Below are 16,490 nucleotides of genomic sequence, written 5' to 3'. Positions count from 1 at the left end.
GGAGGCGGCGTCGCCGGTGCGGGGAGTCTCCCGCCCCTTCCCCCGCGCCACCGGAGAGCTTATCTAAAGAGCAAATTCCCCCGTCGCCGCGGCCTTGAACCCCGGTTGGCAAGGAGACCGACATGTTCATCCAGACCGAAGCCACCCCGAATCCCGCCACGCTGAAGTTCCTGCCCGGCCGCTCCGTGCTGGGCGACGGCACCTTCGAGGCCCGCGACGCCAATGAAGCCGCCCGCTCGCCGCTGGCGGTGCGCCTGTTCGAGGTGCCGGGCGTCACCGGCGTTTTCTTCGGCTCCGATTTCGTCACCGTGACCAAGGCGCAGGGCGACTGGGCGCATCTCAAGCCGGCCATTCTCGGCGCCATCATGGAGCATTTCGTCTCCGGCCAGCCGATCCTGCCCGAGGACCATGAGCACACCGCCGACGACGCCTTCTTCGAGGCCAAGGATGCCGGGTTGGTCGACACGATTCGCGAGCTGATCGACACCCGCGTGCGCCCGGCCGTGGCCAATGACGGCGGCGACATCACCTTCCGCGGCTACAAGGACGGCGTGGTGTTCCTGGCGATGAAGGGCTCCTGTGCCGGCTGCCCGTCCTCCACCGCGACACTGAAGAACGGCATCGAAAATCTGCTGCGCCACTTCGTGCCCGACGTCGTCGAGGTGCGCCCGGTCTGATCGCCGGCGCTCCGCTTTCCATTGCGAGGCGACCATGAGCATGGTGGGCGCATGATCGCCCCTGTTGATTCTGGCCCTTGCTGATTGTCGCCCATGCTTATCCTTGCCATCGACACCGCGCTTGAAGCCTGTTCGGCGGCCCTGCACGACATGGCCACCGACCAGACCCGGGCGGTGGAACATGTCGTCATGGCGCGCGGCCATGCCGAACAGCTGATCCCGATGGTCGAGCGGGTGATGGCCGGCGCCGGGGCCGATTTCAGCGAGATCGACCTCTTCGCCGTCACGGTCGGCCCCGGCAGCTTCACCGGGCTGCGGGTGGGCATCTCCGCCGCGCGCGGCTTCGGCCTCGCCACCGGCAAGCCCGTCCTGGGCCTGCCGACGCTGACGGTGCTGGCCGCGCCGCTGCTGGCGCGCGACGACGCGGTACCGGTGGCCGCCGCCATCGATGCCCGCCACGGCAATGTCTATCTGCAGATGATCGGCCCGGCCGGCCGGATTCTGGTGAGTCCCCGCGTGATGAGCGTGAAGGACGCCGCCCGCTCGGTCGCCAACGGGCCGGTGCGGCTGGTGGGCTCCGGCGCCGGCCTGCTCGCCGATGCCTGGCCGTCCGGCGCGCAGCCCCCGGTCGAGGTGCGGGCCACCGCGACGCCGGACCCGGTATGGCTCGCCCGCATCGCCAGCGTCGCCGACCCCTCCCGCTCCGAACCCAAGCCCCTTTATCTGCGCGATGCCGACGCCAAGCCGCAGACCGGCGGGCGGATTGCCCGTCGATGACCGGGCTGCCGGCATGGCTTGGCTGGATGACGGGCGGGCGCCCATCCGAGGTGTCGCTGCGCGCCCTGCGCGCCGGCGATGCCGAGGCGCTGGCGCGGATTCACGCCCAGTCCTTCCGGCTTGGCTGGGACGCCGCCGAGTTCGAGCGCCTCATTGCCAACCGGCTGACCCGCGGCCTTGTTGCCACCGACGGCCCGGCCGGGGCGCCGGTCGGCTTCATCCTGCTGAGCGGGGTGACGCCGGAAATGGAGATACTCTCGGTGGCCGTCGACCACCGGCGGCGCGGCGCCGGCATCGGCCTCAAGCTGGTGCAGGCCGCCTTCGGCGCGCTGGCGGCGGAGGGCTACCGCACCGTGTTCCTGGAAGTCGAGGACGGCAACGCTGCCGCCCTGAAGCTCTATGCCCGCACCGGCTTTCGCGAGATCGGCCGGCGCCCGGGCTATTATCGCGACAGTGCCGGCGCGCCGGTGGCGGCGCTGACCATGCGGCGCGACATCGCCTGAGAGAAACCATTGCCCTTGCCGGCTTTGCTGCGCCATAAGGCGGACAGGCGCGGAAAGACCGGCCGATGCGGGCTTAAGGAAGCAGGCCGAGGAATGAACGACAAGCCGACCGCGATTGAGGAAGCCTGCGTCACGCTGGGCCTGCGGATGACCGACCAGCGCCGGGTGATCGCCCGCATCATCGCCGATGCGCAGGACCATCCCGATGTCGAGGAACTGCACCGGCGCGCCATCGCCGTGGATGACCGCATCTCCATCTCCACCGTCTACCGCACGGTGAAGCTGTTCGAGGATGCCGGCATCATCGCCCGCCACGACTTTCGCGATGGCCGCTCGCGCTACGAGCCGGTGCCGGACGAGCATCACGACCATCTCATCGACCTGCGCAGCGGCCATGTGGTGGAGTTCCGCTCCGAGGAGATCGAGCATCTGCAGGAGGAGATCGCCCGCAAGCTCGGCTACCGGCTGATCGGCCACCGGCTGGAACTCTATGGCGTGCCGCTCGACACGCCGACGAGCACGGAAACCCCCACGGCGTCCGATTCGTCGCGGAAGGAGTGAGGGCATGCGGGCCTGGCTGGTGATCGTGCCGGTCGTGCTCGTCACGCTCATCGGTATTCCGCTGCAATGGCTCTCGCTCGCGCTGCGCCTGCCGACCCGGCGGACCCTGCCCGTGCTCTATCATCGCATCGTGCTGGCGCTGGTGGGGGTGCGGGTGCAGGTGGTCGGCGCGCCGGCGGCGGCGCGGCCGCTGCTGATCCTTGCCAATCATACCTCCTGGCTGGACATTCCGGTGCTCGGCGGGCGCCTGCCGCTGTGTTTCGTCGCCAAGAGCGAGGTCGCCCGCTGGCCCGGCATCGGGCTGCTGGCCAGGCTCCAGCGCACCATCTTCGTCGACCGTTCCTCGCGCACCGCCACCGGCCGCGTCGCCGGCGAGATGGCGGCGCGGATGAATGACGGCGACCCGGTGGTGCTGTTCGCCGAAGGCACCTCCAGCGACGGCAACCGGGTGCTGCCCTTCCGCTCGGCGCTGGTCGGCGCCGCCCGCCAGAGCCTGGGCGAGGCGGAAGGGCCGGCGGCGACGATCCAGCCGCTCGCCATCGCCTATGTCGGCCTTGCCGGCCTGCCGCTCGGCCGCGCCGGGCGCCCGCGCCTCGCTTGGTATGGCGACATGGACCTCGCCCCGCATCTGATGGAGGTGCTGCGGAGCGGCGGGGTCGAGGTGGAACTGCGCTTCGGCGAAACGCTGGCGGCGGGCGGGCGCAAGGCGGCGGCGCAGGAGGCCGAGCGTGCGGTGCGTACCCTGTTGGCGCAGGCCCTTACCGGGCGACCGGGCTGAGGGATAAGTTGCGGCTTTTAAGGCTTTGCGCCCGCGGGGAAGGCCCCGGCGCATTTCCTTTTGGCGGGAATCCCGTTACACAGAAGCTCTGGGCGCCACTTCTGGAGAGCTGGACGATCTCGACCTGCGCGATACCGAGCTGGGACCGGGCGGCAATGGATGAGGGCGCCTTGCGAGCGCGCGCCCATCGTGCCCTCGGGTTGCCAACGCAGAGGGCCGCCGCGTCTCCGGACGCCGTGCGGCACGGGTCGATCGACACGCAATGAGTGAAACGCGCAAGCTTTACGTCCGCTCCTTCGGCTGCCAGATGAACGTCTATGACGCCCAGCGCATGACGGACACGCTGGCGAAGGAGGGCTATGTCGAGACTGACAGCCCCGACGACGCCGATCTCGTCATTCTCAACACCTGCCATATCCGCGAGAAGGCGGCCGAGAAGGTCTATTCCGAGCTTGGCCGGCTGAAGAAGGCGCAGGAGGTGGCGGGGCGCCAGCAGATGGTGGCGGTCGCTGGCTGCGTGGCGCAGGCGGAAGGCGCCGAAATCCTCAAGCGCGCCCGCGGCGTCGATCTCGTTGTCGGCCCGCAGAGCTACCACAAGCTGCCTGAACTGGTCGCCGACGCCCAGCGGCGCGGCGGCAACCGGCGCGCCGGCATTGTCGAGACCGAGTTTCCGGTCGAGGACAAGTTCGATTTCCTGCCCCCGCCGACGCGGGCGGCGATCAACAAGCGCGGCCCGGCGGCTTTTGTCACCGTGCAGGAAGGCTGCGACAAGTTCTGCACCTTCTGCGTCGTGCCCTATACGCGCGGGGCGGAAGTCTCGCGCCCGCTGCCGAAGATTCTCGACGAGGTGATCCGCCTTGCCGAGGCCGGGGTGCGCGAGGTCACGCTGATCGGCCAGAACGTCAATGCCTATCACGGGCTCGACGCCGCCGGCCGCAGCGCCAACCTGACCGAGCTGATCCACCGCATCGCCGAGGTGCCGGGTATCGCCCGCGTGCGCTACACCACCAGCCACCCGCGCGACATGGATGACGAGCTGATCGCCGCCCATCGCGACCTGCCGGCGCTGATGCCCTATCTGCACCTGCCGGTGCAGTCCGGCTCCAACCGCGTGCTGGCGGCGATGAACCGCAAGCATGACCGCGAGCTGTTCTTCGAGATCGTCGCCAAGGTGCGCGCCGCGCGGCCCGACATCGCCTTCTCCTCCGATTTCATCGTCGGCTTTCCCGGCGAGACCGACGCCGATTTCGCCGACACGATGGACCTCGTCGAGCGCGTGGGCTTCGCCTCCGCCTTTTCGTTCAAATATTCCTCCCGCCCCGGCACGCCGGCGGCCGGCATGGAGGGGCAGGTTCCCGAACAGGCGAAGTCCGAGCGCATCCATGCGCTGCAGGCCCTACTCGACGCACAGAAGACGGCGTTCGACGTCGCCTGCCGTGGCCGGGTCCTCGACATATTGATCGAGAAGCCGGGCCGTTTCCCCGGCCAGCTCATCGGCCGCTCGCCCTATCTCCAGTCCATCGTCGTCGAGGGGCCGAGGGAGGCCATCGGCACGCTGGCGCAGGCGCTGGTGCGCGAGGTCAGTACCAAGAATCTCACAGGCGAGCTGCGCGGCGGCGAGTTCTTCAATGAACGACCGGCGCGCGAATCGCGTTTCATCGGGCAGAGCGAGAAGCTGGAGGCGTGAGCGTGCGTCGACCTGGTAGCGGATCTGGTAGCGAGAGCGAACGTGCCTTGGCCTCCCCGCGCGCGGCCCCGCGCCCCGTGCCGGCGCCCGCGCGCTGGATGGAGGCGTCCGGCGACGATGCGCCCGGGCAGATCGTCCTCGCCTTTGACGACAACCGCATCGCCAGCCAGCTTTTCGGCCATTACGGCCAGAACCTCGCTCTGATCGAGCGGCGGCTGGAAATCGTCGCCGAGCAGCGCGGCAACCATGTCACGCTGGAAGGCCCGCGCGAGGCCTGCGAGCAGGCGCGCCATGTGCTGGAAACGCTCTATGCCCGGCTGAAGAAGGGCGGCGAGCTGCAGCCCGGCGATGTCGAGGGCGTGATGCGCGAGGCCGCCGCGCAGGGGCAATTATTCGAGTTCGACCCCGCCACCAAGAAGCAGAGTTTCGACGAGATCCAGCTCCGCCGCCGCCCGGTGCGGGCTCGCACCGCCGCGCAGGACGCCTATATCCGCGCGCTGAAGCGCCAGACGCTGGTGTTCGGCGTCGGCCCGGCCGGTACCGGCAAGACCTGGCTGGCGGTTGCCTATGCCGTGCACCTGCTGGAGCGCCGCGTGGTCGACCGGCTGATTCTCTCCCGCCCGGCGGTGGAGGCGGGCGAGCGGCTCGGCTTCCTGCCCGGCGACATGAAGGAGAAGGTCGACCCCTATCTGCGCCCGATCTATGACGCGCTGCATGACCTGATGGACCGCGCCTTTGTCGAGCGGGCGATGATCTCGGGCGAGATCGAGATCGCGCCGCTGGCCTTCATGCGCGGGCGCACGCTGGCCAATGCCTGCGTCATCCTCGACGAGGCGCAGAACACCACCTCGATGCAGATGAAGATGTTCCTCACGCGCCTGGGCGAAAACTCGCACATGATCATCACCGGCGATCCCAGCCAGATCGACCTGCCGCCGGGCCAGACCTCGGGCCTTGCCGAGGCGGTGGGGCTGCTGGGCGATGTCGAGGGCGTCGAGGTCTGCCATTTCAACGCCGCCGACGTGGTGCGCCACGAGTTGGTCGGCCGCATCGTCGCCGCTTATGACAACAAGGATGCGGCGGCGCGGGCGGCGGCCCCCGCCGGGCTGCCGCGCCGATGAGCCAGGCGCCGCGCATCGAGGTCGACGTGCTGGTGGAGGCCGCCTTGTGGGCGTCGCTCGCCGATGCCGAGGCGCTGGTGGTGCGGGCGGTCAACGCGGCCTGCGCCGGGGCGATGACCGAGTACGAGATCGACGTGGACGGCGCCGAGATCGCGGTGAAACTGACCGACGACGCCACCATAAGGGCGCTCAACCGCGACTGGCGCGGCAAGGACTACGCGACCAACGTGCTGTCCTTTCCCACCCCCGAGGTGGCGCGCGCCGGCGGCGATCCCCATCTGGGCGACATCGCCATCGCCTATGAGACGCTGGCCCGCGAGGCGGAGGCGGAGGGCAAGCCGCTCGCCGACCACCTCGCGCATCTTGCGGTCCATGGTACGCTGCATCTGCTCGGCTACGACCACGAGGTGGCGGAAGAGGCCGAGGAGATGGAGGCGATGGAGCGCCGCGTGCTCGCCGATCTCGCGATTGCCGACCCCTATGCCGACACCGAACCCGTTCTCACCCCTGACCCGATCAACTGAACCAAAGAGCGATGTCCGAACCTGTCTCAAGCTCGTCCTCCGCCCCTCGGGGCAGCGAGGGCCCAAGTAGCGGCGCTTCCGGTAACGGCGCCTCCAGTAGCGCCACGGCGAGCGCCGGGCAGCGAAGCAAGGCCGGCGGAGGTTCCAGCGAGCCCCGCGCCGGCTTTTTCGACCGGCTCCGCCATCTCATCGGCGGCCGGCGCTCTTCCGGCTCGCTGCGCACCGATCTCGCTACCATCCTCGCCGCGACCAGCGCCGAGCCCGGTGCCGACCTGACCGCCACCGAGCGGACGATGCTGAAGAGCATTCTCGATCTGCGCGAGCTGCGCATCGGCGACCTCATGGTTCCCCGTGCCGACATCGTCGCCGTGCAGAAGGACATTTCCCTGGGCGAACTGCTCGCGGTCTTCGCCGAGGCCGGCCATTCGCGGCTCGTCGTCTATGACGACACGCTCGACGACCCCGTCGGCATGGTTCATATCCGCGATCTCGTGACCTATCTGACCCAGCGCGCCATGGCGCCGCGCACCGAATCGCCGCGCGCCGCGGCGCCGCGCAGCGGCCCGCGCGAAGCCGCCATCGCCGAGGCCCCCGCCATCGGCGGCAAGGCGGCCCGTCCGGCCTTTAACCTCAAGGCCATTGATCTCAGCAACTCACTCAGCGGCGCCAAGCTGATCCGCCGGCTGCTGTTCGTGCCGCCCTCCATGCCCTCGATCGAGCTGCTGGCCAGCATGCAGGCGAGCCGCATCCATCTCGCCCTCGTCATCGACGAATATGGCGGGACCGACGGCATCGTCTCGATGGAGGACCTGGTCGAGGAAATCGTCGGCGACATTGAAGACGAGCACGACGAGGACGAGACGCCTACCATCGCCCGCCAGGCCGATGGCAGCTTCATTGCCGATGCCCGCGCCAGCCTCGAGGATGTCGCTGACATGATCGACCCGGCCTTCGCGCTCGGCGAGGAGGCCGAGGAGGTCGACACGCTCGGCGGCCTGCTCGTCACCCTGGCCGGCCGGGTGCCGGTGCGGGGCGAAATCGTGCCGGGGCCGGGCAATTTCGAGATCGAGGTGCTCGATGCCGATCCGCGCCGGGTGAAGCGGCTGCGCCTTTCGCCGAGCCGTGGCGAAGCGGGTGCCGACGCCCGGCTGGCGGGCGGCGGAAGCGCGGGCGCCACGGCGCGGGCCCTGCCCCCGCCCGCCCAGCAGGCCGGGGAGGCCTCCCGGAGCGATTCGCGCCGCGATACCGATGCCGCCTGAGGGTATGCCAGGCGTTCGGCCCGGCGTTCAGCGAGCGCTTCGTCGATGCTGACGCCGGAGCGGCTGCAGGCGGCGTCCGGCCGCTGGCGCGCGCTCGCCGCCCTCGCGGCGGGCGGGCTCTCGGCGCTGGCCATGCCGCCCTTCGGCCTGTGGCCGGTGTTGGCGCTAACGCTGCCGGTGCTGGTGTTCCTGATCGACGGCACTCTGGATCTGCCGCTGCGTCGGGCGCTGCGGGCGAGTTTCCTCGCCGGCTGGCTGTTCGGCATGGGCTATTTCGTCGCCGGCCTGTGGTGGATCGGCCAGGCTTTTCTCGTCCAGGCGGAAGTCTTCATGTGGCTGATGCCGTTCGCGGTGATCGGCCTGCCGGCGGCGCTTGCGGTGTATACCGGGCTCGGCTGTGTGCTCGCCCGGCTGCTGTGGACCCGGGGGCCCGGGCGCATTCTCGCCTTTGCCGCCGCCCTCACCTTGGCGGAGACGGCGCGCGGCACGCTGCTGACCGGCTTCCCCTGGAACGATTTCGGCTATGCGTTGGCCACCGATCTGCGCTTCGCCCAGGTCGCCTCGGTGATCGGCCTCATCGGCCTGTGCCTGGTCACGCTGGCCTGCCTGGCCAGCCCGGCGGCGCTGTTCAGCCCCGCCGGCGAGCGCCGCGGCCGCCATGTGCCGCTCGGCCTTGCCGTCGGCCTGCTCGCCGCGCTGTGGGCGGGCGGGCAATGGCGGCTTGCCACCACCGAGATCGGCACGGTCCCCGGCGTGCGGCTGCGGCTGATGCAGCCCGACCTGCCGCAGGACCAGAAATTCCGCTACGACGCCCGCCGCACCGTGATGGACCTCTATCTCGCCACCAGCGAGAGCCAGGGGGGCCTTGCCGGCGTCACCCATCTGTTCTGGCCGGAATCGGCCTTCCCGTTCTTCCTGGAGCGCGAGCCGGAGGCGCTGGCGCGGATCGTGGCGATGCTGCCGCGCGGCACCACGCTCATAACAGGTGCCGCACGCTACCAGCCGGTGCCGGGACGCGAGCGGCCGGACGTGTTCAACGCCGTGCGGGTGATCGATTCGGAAGGGACGATCCGCGGCAATGCCGACAAGGTGCACCTCGTTCCGTTTGGCGAATATCTGCCGTTTCAGGAAACGCTCGAAGCGATGGGGCTGGAGGCGCTTACCCGCCTGCGCGGAGGCTTCGCCGCCGCGACCTCGCGCAGCCTGCTCGCCATTCCCGGCCTGCCCGACGCGGTGCCGCTGATCTGCTACGAGGCGATCTTTCCCGACGAGGTGATGCCCGCGTCCAGCGCGGGGCCCGACGGGGCGGAAGCGCGGCCGGGCTTTCTGCTCAACCTATCCAACGATGCCTGGTTTGGCCTCACCCCGGGCCCCTACCAGCATTTCGAGCAGTCCCGCCTGCGGGCGATCGAGCAAGGCCTGCCACTGGTCCGGGTAACCAACAATGGCATCTCCGCCATTGTCGATCCGCTGGGACGAATTCGCGCGATTCTACCCTTGGGTGTGCGAGGCGTACTGGACGACAGCCTCCCGCAAGCTATGTCCGCTACCCCTTATGCCTCATTCGGCATGGTGATACCGTGGATGTTGCTTCTTGGCTGCCTCTGCGGGGCGCTCGTGCTGCGTCTGCGAGCTATGCACGTCTAGATTGATCGACGCCGGAACGCGCTGCGCCTAGACTGTCCACGGGCTCGGGCACTGCTTCTCTCCCTCTGAACCGGGGGGGAGGTATTTTTTTGTTTGCAGTCGGGGAAGCCGATGACGAAGAAATCTCCCAATCCCGTCGACAAGTATGTCGGCAGCCGGGTCCGCATGCGTCGCATGATGGTCGGCATGAGCCAGGAAAAACTTGGCGAGAGCCTCGGCATCACCTTCCAGCAGATCCAGAAATACGAGAAGGGCACCAACCGGATCGGCGCCAGCCGCCTGCAGAATATCTCGCAGGTGCTCTCCGTGCCGGTGGCCTTCTTCTTCGAGGGCGCGCCCACCATGACCGGCGACGTCGCCGGCTTCGCCGAGGACGCCTCGCCGGCCTATGTCTCGGATTTCCTCGCCTCGTCGGAAGGGCTCGCCCTCACCCGTGCTTTCCTCAAGATCGCCGATAGCAAGGTCCGCCGCCGTATCGTCGACCTGGTGGAAGCCCTCGCCGAGCCGAGCCCGGCCGCGTGAGGACGCAGCACCGGGGCGTTCTTTTTTCCGAACGATTCCGCCTTTAAAACCTTGACCGTCCCGACCGCGCTTGCAAAAGATGCGCGGCCGGGCGCGGGCAAATGCGCCTGCCGAGAATCGAGGAGCCGACTCGTGTCCCGCCAAGCCTATCTCTTTACTAGCGAATCCGTCTCCGAAGGCCACCCCGACAAGGTGTGCGACCGCATCTCCGACGAGATCGTCGATGCCTTCTTCAAGCACGGCCCGGAATTTGGCTGGGATCCGAGCCACCTGCGCGTGGCCGCCGAGACGCTGGCCACCACCAACCGGGTGGTGATCGCCGGCGAGACGCGCGGACCGGCCCAGCTGACCAAGGACTTCCTCAGCCATATCGCCCGGCTCGCGATCAAGGATATCGGCTACGAGCAGGACGGCTTCCACTGGGAGAAGGCGGCGATCGACGTGCACCTGCACGCGCAGTCGGTCGACATCGCCCAGGGCGTCGATTCGGCCGGCAACAAGGACGAAGGCGCGGGCGACCAGGGCATCATGTTCGGCTATGCCTGCCGCGAGACGCCCGAGCTGATGCCGGCGCCGATCTACTACGCGCATAAGATCCTCAAGCTGCTCGCCGATGCCCGCCATTCCGGCGAGAGCACCGTGCTCGGCCCCGACGCCAAGAGCCAGGTGACGGTGCGCTACGAGGGCGGCAAGCCGGTCGAAGTGACGCAGATCGTGCTCTCGACCCAGCACCTCGATGCCGACCTCTCCTCGCACGATGTGCAGAGCATCGTGGAGCCCTATATCCGTCAGGCGCTGCCCGATGGCTGGATCACCCCGTCCACCGTCTGGCACGTCAACCCGACCGGCAAGTTCGTCATTGGCGGGCCGGACGGCGATTGCGGCCTCACCGGCCGCAAGATCATCGTCGACACTTATGGTGGCGCGGCCCCGCATGGCGGTGGCGCCTTCTCCGGCAAGGACCCGACCAAGGTCGACCGCTCGGCCGCCTATGCCGCGCGCTACCTCGCCAAGAATGTGGTCGCCGCCGAACTCGCCGACCGCTGCACCATCCAGCTCGCCTACGCCATCGGCGTGTCCGACCCGCTGGCGGTCTATGTCGACCTCTACGGCACCGGCAAGGTCGAGGAAGCCAAGCTGGAGAGCGCGCTGCGCGAGGTGATGAACCTGCGCCCGCGCGGCATTCGCGAGCATCTCGGCCTCAACAAGCCGATCTACGCCCGCACCTCCGCCTATGGCCATTTCGGCCGCGCCCCGGACGCCGATGGCGGCTTCTCCTGGGAGCGCACCGATCTCGTCGCGGCGCTGAAGTCGGCCGTCGGCTGAGTTTTCCTCCCGCGCGATTGCGCGCGGAAGACACTGCGCTTATGCGGGGCGGACAGGCCATGTCCGCCCCGCCTTTGTTTCGAGCATCCTCATGACCGCCGACGATGAGTCCCGCCCCTTCACGCCCGTCGACAGGCCGGCGGATGGAGCCCCCCGCGAGGCCGCCTTCTATGGACGGCGCAAGGGCAAGAAGCTGCGCACGGCACAGGCCGCCCACATGGCGCAGGACCTGCCCCGCCTGGCCATCGGCCTTGAGGATGTCGGCGCGGCGCCGCTCGCCGGCCTTTTCCCCCACCCCGTACGCGAGGTGCGGCTGGAGATCGGCTTCGGCGGCGGTGAGCATCTGGTGGCCGAGGCCCTGCGCCATCCCGATGTAGGCTATATCGGCGCCGAGGCCTTCCTCAACGGCATCGCCAAGGCGACGACCAGCGTGAGCGAGAAGGGGCTGGCCAATGTCCGCCTCTATGGCGACGACGTGATTCCGCTGCTCGACCGCTTGCCGGCCGCCAGCCTTGCACGCATCGACCTGCTCTATCCCGACCCCTGGCCCAAGCGCCGGCACTGGAAGCGGCGCTTCGTGCAGGCCGACAATATCGACCGCATCGCCCGGCTGCTGATGCCCGGCGGGCATTTCCGTTTCGCCACCGATATCGAGCACTATGCGGCGTGGACGCTGCGCCAGTTTCTCGCCGATGCGCGCTTCGACTGGACGGCCGAGCGGGCCGACGACTGGCGCCTCGCCTGGGCAGGCTGGCCGGGCACGCGTTACGAGGCGAAAGCCCTGCGGGAAGGGCGGCGGCCGGGATACTACGAGTTCCAGCGCCGGTGAATACCGCTTAGAGTGGGAACTATGACGGCGGCGGCCGCGTTTACGTGGCACGTCGACCCCCTGTTCCTTACCCGGAGATTCCCATGGCCCAGCCGCAGGACGATTTCGCCAAGCTGTCCGCTGACCTCTCGACCCTGCGCAGCGATGTCGCGAAGCTCACGGAGACGCTCACCGCTCTCGCCAAGTCGGAAGGCGCCTCGGCTGCCGACGCCATCGCCGGCCGCTTCCGCTCGGGCGCCGCTCGGGCGGATGCCGCCGCGTCCGGCCTTGCCGAGGAAGGCTATGCCGCCCTGCACGACGCCAAGGCGCGCGCCCAGGAGCTGACCGGTGACCTCGGCGCGACGATCGAACGCAACCCCTATGGCTCGGTGATCGCGGCGCTGGGTGTCGGCTTCCTGTTCGGCCTGCTGTCGCGGGGCAAGTGATGCTTCGCCTTCTGCTGGCGATATTCGGCGGCGAAATCCGCCTGATGGCGCGCAGGGCCGCCCGCACGGCCCTAATCTGCGCGATTGGCGGCCTGCTGATCGCGTGTTCGGCGGTTTTCTTCATGATCGCCTCCTTCATCGCCCTCGCCGACCGCTATGACGCGCTCACCGCCGCGCTTGTTATCGGCGGGTTCCTGCTGGTGCTGGGCCTGATCTTCCTTCTCGTTGCGCTGCTGCGCGGGCGTCGGCGCCGGCCGGTGAGCCTTGGCGGGTTTGGTGCCTATGGGGCGGTGCCCCCGGCAGCTTCGGGTATGGCCCCCGGCGTCGGCCCGGCGCCTTCGGCCGGGATGCCTCCCGCCAGCGTGAAGACCGTTCTCGGCATTGCGGCCGGCGCTGCGGTAATCGGCCTTATTCTTGGCCGACGGGTCTGAAAATGTGATGCCGGGCCCTCACGGGCCCGGTCCGCATTAGCCTCCCGTTATTGCAGGGGCCGCTAAAAAGGACCAATCTGCCACAAAGGCCGGAGCCCGGCGCCACCCGCGTGGCGCGGGGCGCTCCGCTTGCCGCAGGAGGTTCCAACTTGACGTCTCGACGTTTGTCGCTGCGGCCGGGAGCGGCCATTCTCGCTACGCTCACGGCATTGGGTGTCGCTCTGCCCGCGCGTGCCGACGCCCCGCCGGCAGACTTCATCGCCCGCTCCTCGCCGGCCGGCAATTATCTCGCCGCGCGCCTCGCCATCACCGAGCGCGACACGGCTGCCGCCGCCGCCTATTACCGGGAACTCGCCCGCCTGTTCCCGCGCCAGCGCGAATTACTGGAGCGCGCCTTCCTCACCTTGCTGGCGGAAGGCTCGATCGACGAGGCGGTCGGTCTGGCGCAGCGTCTGGTGCGGATCGAGCCCGAGCACACGCTGGCCCGGCTGGTGCTCGGCGTGCGGGCGATCAAGGCCAAGCAATATGTCACCGCCCGCAGCAATCTGCGCCGCTCCGGCCAGGGCGCCATCGCCGAGCTGAACGCCACGCTGCTCAGCGCCTGGAGCCAGTTCGGTTCGGGCGATGCGCGCGCCGGTGTCAAGGCGATCGACGCGCTGCAGGGGCCGGAATGGTATGCCGGCTTCAAGGATTTCCACGCCGGGCTGATGCTCGACGCGGCCGGCATCAAGAAGGAGGCCGGCCAGCGGCTGGAAGCGGCGCTCAAGCTCGATCCGCGCACCCTGCGCGTGGTCGACGCCTATGCGCGCTGGGCCTCGCGCAATGCCGACAAGGCGCTGGCCATCTCGACCTATGAGGACTTCGACAAGCTGGTGCCCGGCGACCCGCTGGTGGCCCGCTCGCTGGAGCAGCTCAACGCCGGCAAGACGCTTCCCCCGCTGGTGACCACCCCGGTCGCCGGCGCGGCGGAAGTGCTGTACGGCCTCGGCGCGGCGCTTGGCCGGCAGGGCGGCGAGGATCTCGCCCTTGTCTATCTGCAGCTCGGCCGCTGGCTCGACCCCGCGCAGCCGCTGATGGCGATCACCCTCGCCGACCTGTTCGAGACGATGAAGCGGCACGAGGACGCCATCGCCCTCTACGCCGCCGTGCCTGATTCCTCGCCCTTCAAGACCAATGCCGAGGTGCAGCGCGCGCTCAATCTCGACGCCATCGACCAGCATGACGCCGCGCTCGCCGTGCTCAAGCAGGTGGTTGCCGGCAATGTGAAGGATCAGCGCTCGATCATGGCGCTCGGCGACGTGCTGCGCTCGAACGAGAAGTTCGCCGAGGCGGCGGAGGTCTATACCACCGCCATCGACCAGCTCGGCACGCCGCAGGCCAAGGACTGGGTGCTCTATTACTTCCGTGGCACCTGCTATGAGCGCACCAAGCAGTGGGACAAGTCCGAGGCGGACCTGAAGAAGGCGCTGGAGCTGAGCCCCAACCAGCCGCATGTGCTGAACTATCTCGGCTATAGCTGGATCGACCAGGGGATCAACCTGGAGGCCGGCACCGAGATGATCCGCAAGGCGGTGGCGCTGCGCCCCGATGATGGTTTCTTCATCGACAGCCTGGGCTGGGCCTATTACCGCACCGGTCATTACGACGAGGCGGTGCGCGAGCTGGAACGGGCGGTCGAGCTCAAGCCGAACGAGGCGGTGATCAACGACCATCTCGGCGACGCCTATTGGAAGGTCGACCGCAAGCTGGAAGCCCGCTTCAAGTGGAACCATGCCCGCGACCTGAAGCCCGAGCCGGACGAGCTGGCCGATATCGAGCGCAAGATCGCGGTGGGCCTCGACGAGGCCGAGCGCGTCAAGGCCGGCACGGCGACGATCCAGAAGACCGAGGCGGCGCCTGCCGTCGAGCCGCAGAAGGCGGCGGTGGACAAGTCGCAGGATGCCGCGACGCCGGGCAATGGTGGCTGAGGCCGCCCCGGCCACGCTCGGCTGACGCAAAAAGGGGCGGGACCCGCGCGGGACCCGCCCCTTTTCGTTGAGCGGCCTGCGGGATCAGCGCGCCGCGGCGCCGACGAAGAACAGCGGACGCGAGCGCAGCGCCAGGGCGCCATCGCCGATCAGCCACAGCGCGAAGGACGCCACGATCAGGAAGCCGGGATATTCCCAGCCACCGCCGGCGGCGGAGAACAGCCAGCCATTGGGAATGTGCACGCTCATGGCGCCGGCCATCACCGGGATCAGCAGCAGCGCGACATGGCGGGCATAGACGCCGGCGATGATCAGCAGGCCGCCGATCAGCTCGGCCAGGAACACCGGCCAGGCCAGCGCTTCCGGCAGGCCGAGGCTGCCGAGGAAGCCGGCAAAGCCGGGAATGGTGAAGACGGCATATTTCAGCAGGGCGTGGGATACCCACATGAGGCCGAGCGCGACGCGCAGGACAAGCGCGCCGTAAGGGGCGGAACGGGAATCGATCATGGCGGATCTCGCGGGAGCGTTGAAGGAACGGGGCAGGCGGCGCCTGTCGTCGTTCGGAGGTAATTCAACGCGCGCCGCAACGCGATAGCCGCGAATACCCGAGCGCCCTTGCATCTGCGCAATGAGGTCGCCATTGACACCAACGCCGCGTTTCCCGTCTGCTGGCAATGCGCGGTGGTGTAAGCTGTTCTGTAACGATCAGCCCCGGGCGGTAGGGTGCGTGCGTCCCGAGGCGGCAAGCCCGGGAGACGGACCGTCTGAGGGGTGCGCCCTACAGGCGGGCCGGCTGCGACAGGAACTGGAAGCAGCTTTTGTTTTCAAGAAATCGCCCGGACCCTACCGAGCGGCAGATCCGACCCGCCCTCTGTGCGGGCGGCGCCTACTTGATCGGATCGATCTCCGCCGTCTCGACCGGCACGGTCGCGGCGCGGGCCGCCGCCGGCTTGGGCGCCACGGCGCGTTCGGCCAGCCGGGTGCGGCCGCTACCGCCGCGCTTGAATTCGCACCACAGCCGGTCCGCCCCGGCGAGATTGCCGCGGAAGCTGACCTTGTCGGTCTTCTCCAGCTCGAAGCAGGGCTGGAAGGCCACGCCCTTGAGCTTGGCGCACACCGACTCGCCGCGCACCATGATGGTGCCGGCGGGCAGCGTCACATAACGCGCATTGCCCTTGCCGCGCATCTGGATGGTGCCGGCGACCGAGCCGTCGGGCAGGATGCGCCCCGAACCGGCCGTGCCCTCATAGCAGGTATAGGAAAAGGTCTGCCCGACGACGAAGCGCTGGGCCTCCTGCGCCGTCAGCGTCTCGGCCGAGGCAGAAGCCATCGGCGCCACCAGGGTGGCGGCGAAAAGGGCGGCAGCCGGCAGGGCAGAACACAGGCGCATGAGGGCATCCATCGCTCGGGAGTTTTAACGATGCGCTGCGAAGGGCCTGCCTTGTCAAGGCCGCGC

Annotated in this window: 18 protein-coding genes; 16 read left to right on the top strand and 2 right to left on the bottom strand. The window is 68.9% G+C overall.

All coding sequences use genetic code 11. From position 1 onward, the window contains the following. Positions 1 to 122: 122 nt before the first annotated feature. The 16 genes from BLO63_RS10200 (at position 123) to BLO63_RS10125 (ending at position 15,034) form a co-directional block, all read left to right on the top strand. Positions 123 to 677 (top strand): NifU family protein, encoded by a 555-nt coding sequence (locus BLO63_RS10200; protein WP_091439870.1) that lies wholly within the window; start codon positions 123 to 125, stop codon positions 675 to 677. A 93-nt stretch (positions 678 to 770) separates the two neighbouring features. After that, complete coding sequence (gene tsaB, locus BLO63_RS10195; protein WP_091439867.1) at positions 771 to 1,454, top strand: tRNA (adenosine(37)-N6)-threonylcarbamoyltransferase complex dimerization subunit type 1 TsaB; 684 nt, start codon at positions 771 to 773, stop codon at positions 1,452 to 1,454. After that, positions 1,451 to 1,957 (top strand): GNAT family N-acetyltransferase, encoded by a 507-nt coding sequence (locus tag BLO63_RS10190; protein ID WP_091439865.1) that lies wholly within the window; start codon positions 1,451 to 1,453, stop codon positions 1,955 to 1,957. The genes tsaB and BLO63_RS10190 overlap by 4 nt, the downstream gene beginning before the upstream one ends. Positions 1,958 to 2,050: 93 nt before the next feature. Beyond that, positions 2,051 to 2,518 carry a Fur family transcriptional regulator gene (locus BLO63_RS10185; RefSeq protein ID WP_091439863.1) on the top strand — a complete coding sequence of 156 codons (468 nt, stop codon included), beginning with the start codon at positions 2,051 to 2,053 and terminating at the stop codon, positions 2,516 to 2,518. A 4-nt stretch (positions 2,519 to 2,522) separates the two neighbouring features. Then, on the top strand, positions 2,523 to 3,296 hold the full coding sequence (olsA, locus tag BLO63_RS10180; protein WP_091439860.1) for a lyso-ornithine lipid O-acyltransferase: 774 nt from the start codon (positions 2,523 to 2,525) through the stop codon (positions 3,294 to 3,296). A gap of 262 nt (positions 3,297 to 3,558) precedes the next feature. Then, on the top strand, positions 3,559 to 4,983 hold the full coding sequence (gene miaB / locus BLO63_RS10175; RefSeq protein ID WP_091439859.1) for a tRNA (N6-isopentenyl adenosine(37)-C2)-methylthiotransferase MiaB: 1,425 nt from the start codon (positions 3,559 to 3,561) through the stop codon (positions 4,981 to 4,983). Positions 4,984 to 5,081: 98 nt separating this feature from the next. Next, positions 5,082 to 6,104 (top strand): PhoH family protein, encoded by a 1,023-nt coding sequence (locus tag BLO63_RS10170; RefSeq protein WP_091440414.1) that lies wholly within the window; start codon positions 5,082 to 5,084, stop codon positions 6,102 to 6,104. Beyond that, on the top strand, positions 6,101 to 6,628 hold the full coding sequence (ybeY, locus tag BLO63_RS10165) for an rRNA maturation RNase YbeY (RefSeq protein WP_091439856.1): 528 nt from the start codon (positions 6,101 to 6,103) through the stop codon (positions 6,626 to 6,628). Before BLO63_RS10170 ends, ybeY begins: the two co-directional genes overlap by 4 nt. 11 nt (positions 6,629 to 6,639) lie before the next feature. Continuing rightward, on the top strand, positions 6,640 to 7,887 hold the full coding sequence (locus BLO63_RS10160) for a hemolysin family protein (protein ID WP_091439853.1): 1,248 nt from the start codon (positions 6,640 to 6,642) through the stop codon (positions 7,885 to 7,887). 45 nt (positions 7,888 to 7,932) lie between these two features. Continuing rightward, positions 7,933 to 9,534, top strand: coding sequence for an apolipoprotein N-acyltransferase (gene lnt, locus BLO63_RS10155; protein ID WP_091439850.1), 1,602 nt, complete (start codon positions 7,933 to 7,935; stop codon positions 9,532 to 9,534). A 111-nt stretch (positions 9,535 to 9,645) separates the two neighbouring features. Continuing rightward, complete coding sequence (locus tag BLO63_RS10150) at positions 9,646 to 10,056, top strand: helix-turn-helix domain-containing protein (protein WP_091439847.1); 411 nt, start codon at positions 9,646 to 9,648, stop codon at positions 10,054 to 10,056. A gap of 132 nt (positions 10,057 to 10,188) precedes the next feature. Then, on the top strand, positions 10,189 to 11,382 hold the full coding sequence (metK, locus tag BLO63_RS10145) for a methionine adenosyltransferase (protein WP_091439844.1): 1,194 nt from the start codon (positions 10,189 to 10,191) through the stop codon (positions 11,380 to 11,382). A 91-nt stretch (positions 11,383 to 11,473) separates the two neighbouring features. Then, entirely contained in the window at positions 11,474 to 12,211 is a 738-nt protein-coding gene (gene trmB / locus BLO63_RS10140) for a tRNA (guanine(46)-N(7))-methyltransferase TrmB (RefSeq protein WP_091439841.1), read from the top strand. A gap of 83 nt (positions 12,212 to 12,294) precedes the next feature. Next, positions 12,295 to 12,636: a hypothetical protein gene (locus BLO63_RS10135; protein WP_091439839.1), complete on the top strand. Its 342-nt coding sequence runs from the start codon at positions 12,295 to 12,297 to the stop codon at positions 12,634 to 12,636. Further along, positions 12,636 to 13,067 carry a hypothetical protein gene (locus BLO63_RS10130; RefSeq protein ID WP_091439837.1) on the top strand — a complete coding sequence of 144 codons (432 nt, stop codon included), beginning with the start codon at positions 12,636 to 12,638 and terminating at the stop codon, positions 13,065 to 13,067. Before BLO63_RS10135 ends, BLO63_RS10130 begins: the two co-directional genes overlap by 1 nt. Positions 13,068 to 13,276: 209 nt before the next feature. Further along, positions 13,277 to 15,034, top strand: a complete 1,758-nt coding sequence (locus BLO63_RS10125; RefSeq protein WP_091439835.1) for a tetratricopeptide repeat protein — start codon at positions 13,277 to 13,279, stop codon at positions 15,032 to 15,034. A gap of 84 nt (positions 15,035 to 15,118) precedes the next feature. On the opposite strand, the gene BLO63_RS10120 is transcribed toward BLO63_RS10125, so the two are convergent. Next, positions 15,119 to 15,541 carry a DoxX family protein gene (locus BLO63_RS10120; protein WP_091439834.1) on the bottom strand — a complete coding sequence of 141 codons (423 nt, stop codon included), beginning with the start codon at positions 15,539 to 15,541 and terminating at the stop codon, positions 15,119 to 15,121. Between the two features lie 379 nt (positions 15,542 to 15,920). Further along, on the bottom strand, positions 15,921 to 16,424 hold the full coding sequence (locus tag BLO63_RS10115) for a hypothetical protein (protein ID WP_244517793.1): 504 nt from the start codon (positions 16,422 to 16,424) through the stop codon (positions 15,921 to 15,923). Positions 16,425 to 16,490 lie beyond the last annotated feature (66 nt).

Source organism: Ancylobacter rudongensis (genome assembly GCF_900100155.1).
Taxonomy (GTDB): Bacteria; Pseudomonadota; Alphaproteobacteria; order Rhizobiales; family Xanthobacteraceae; genus Ancylobacter; species Ancylobacter rudongensis.
The sequence above is the reverse complement of the archived record's forward strand: the minus strand, read 5'-3'. Positions and strand labels throughout refer to the sequence as shown.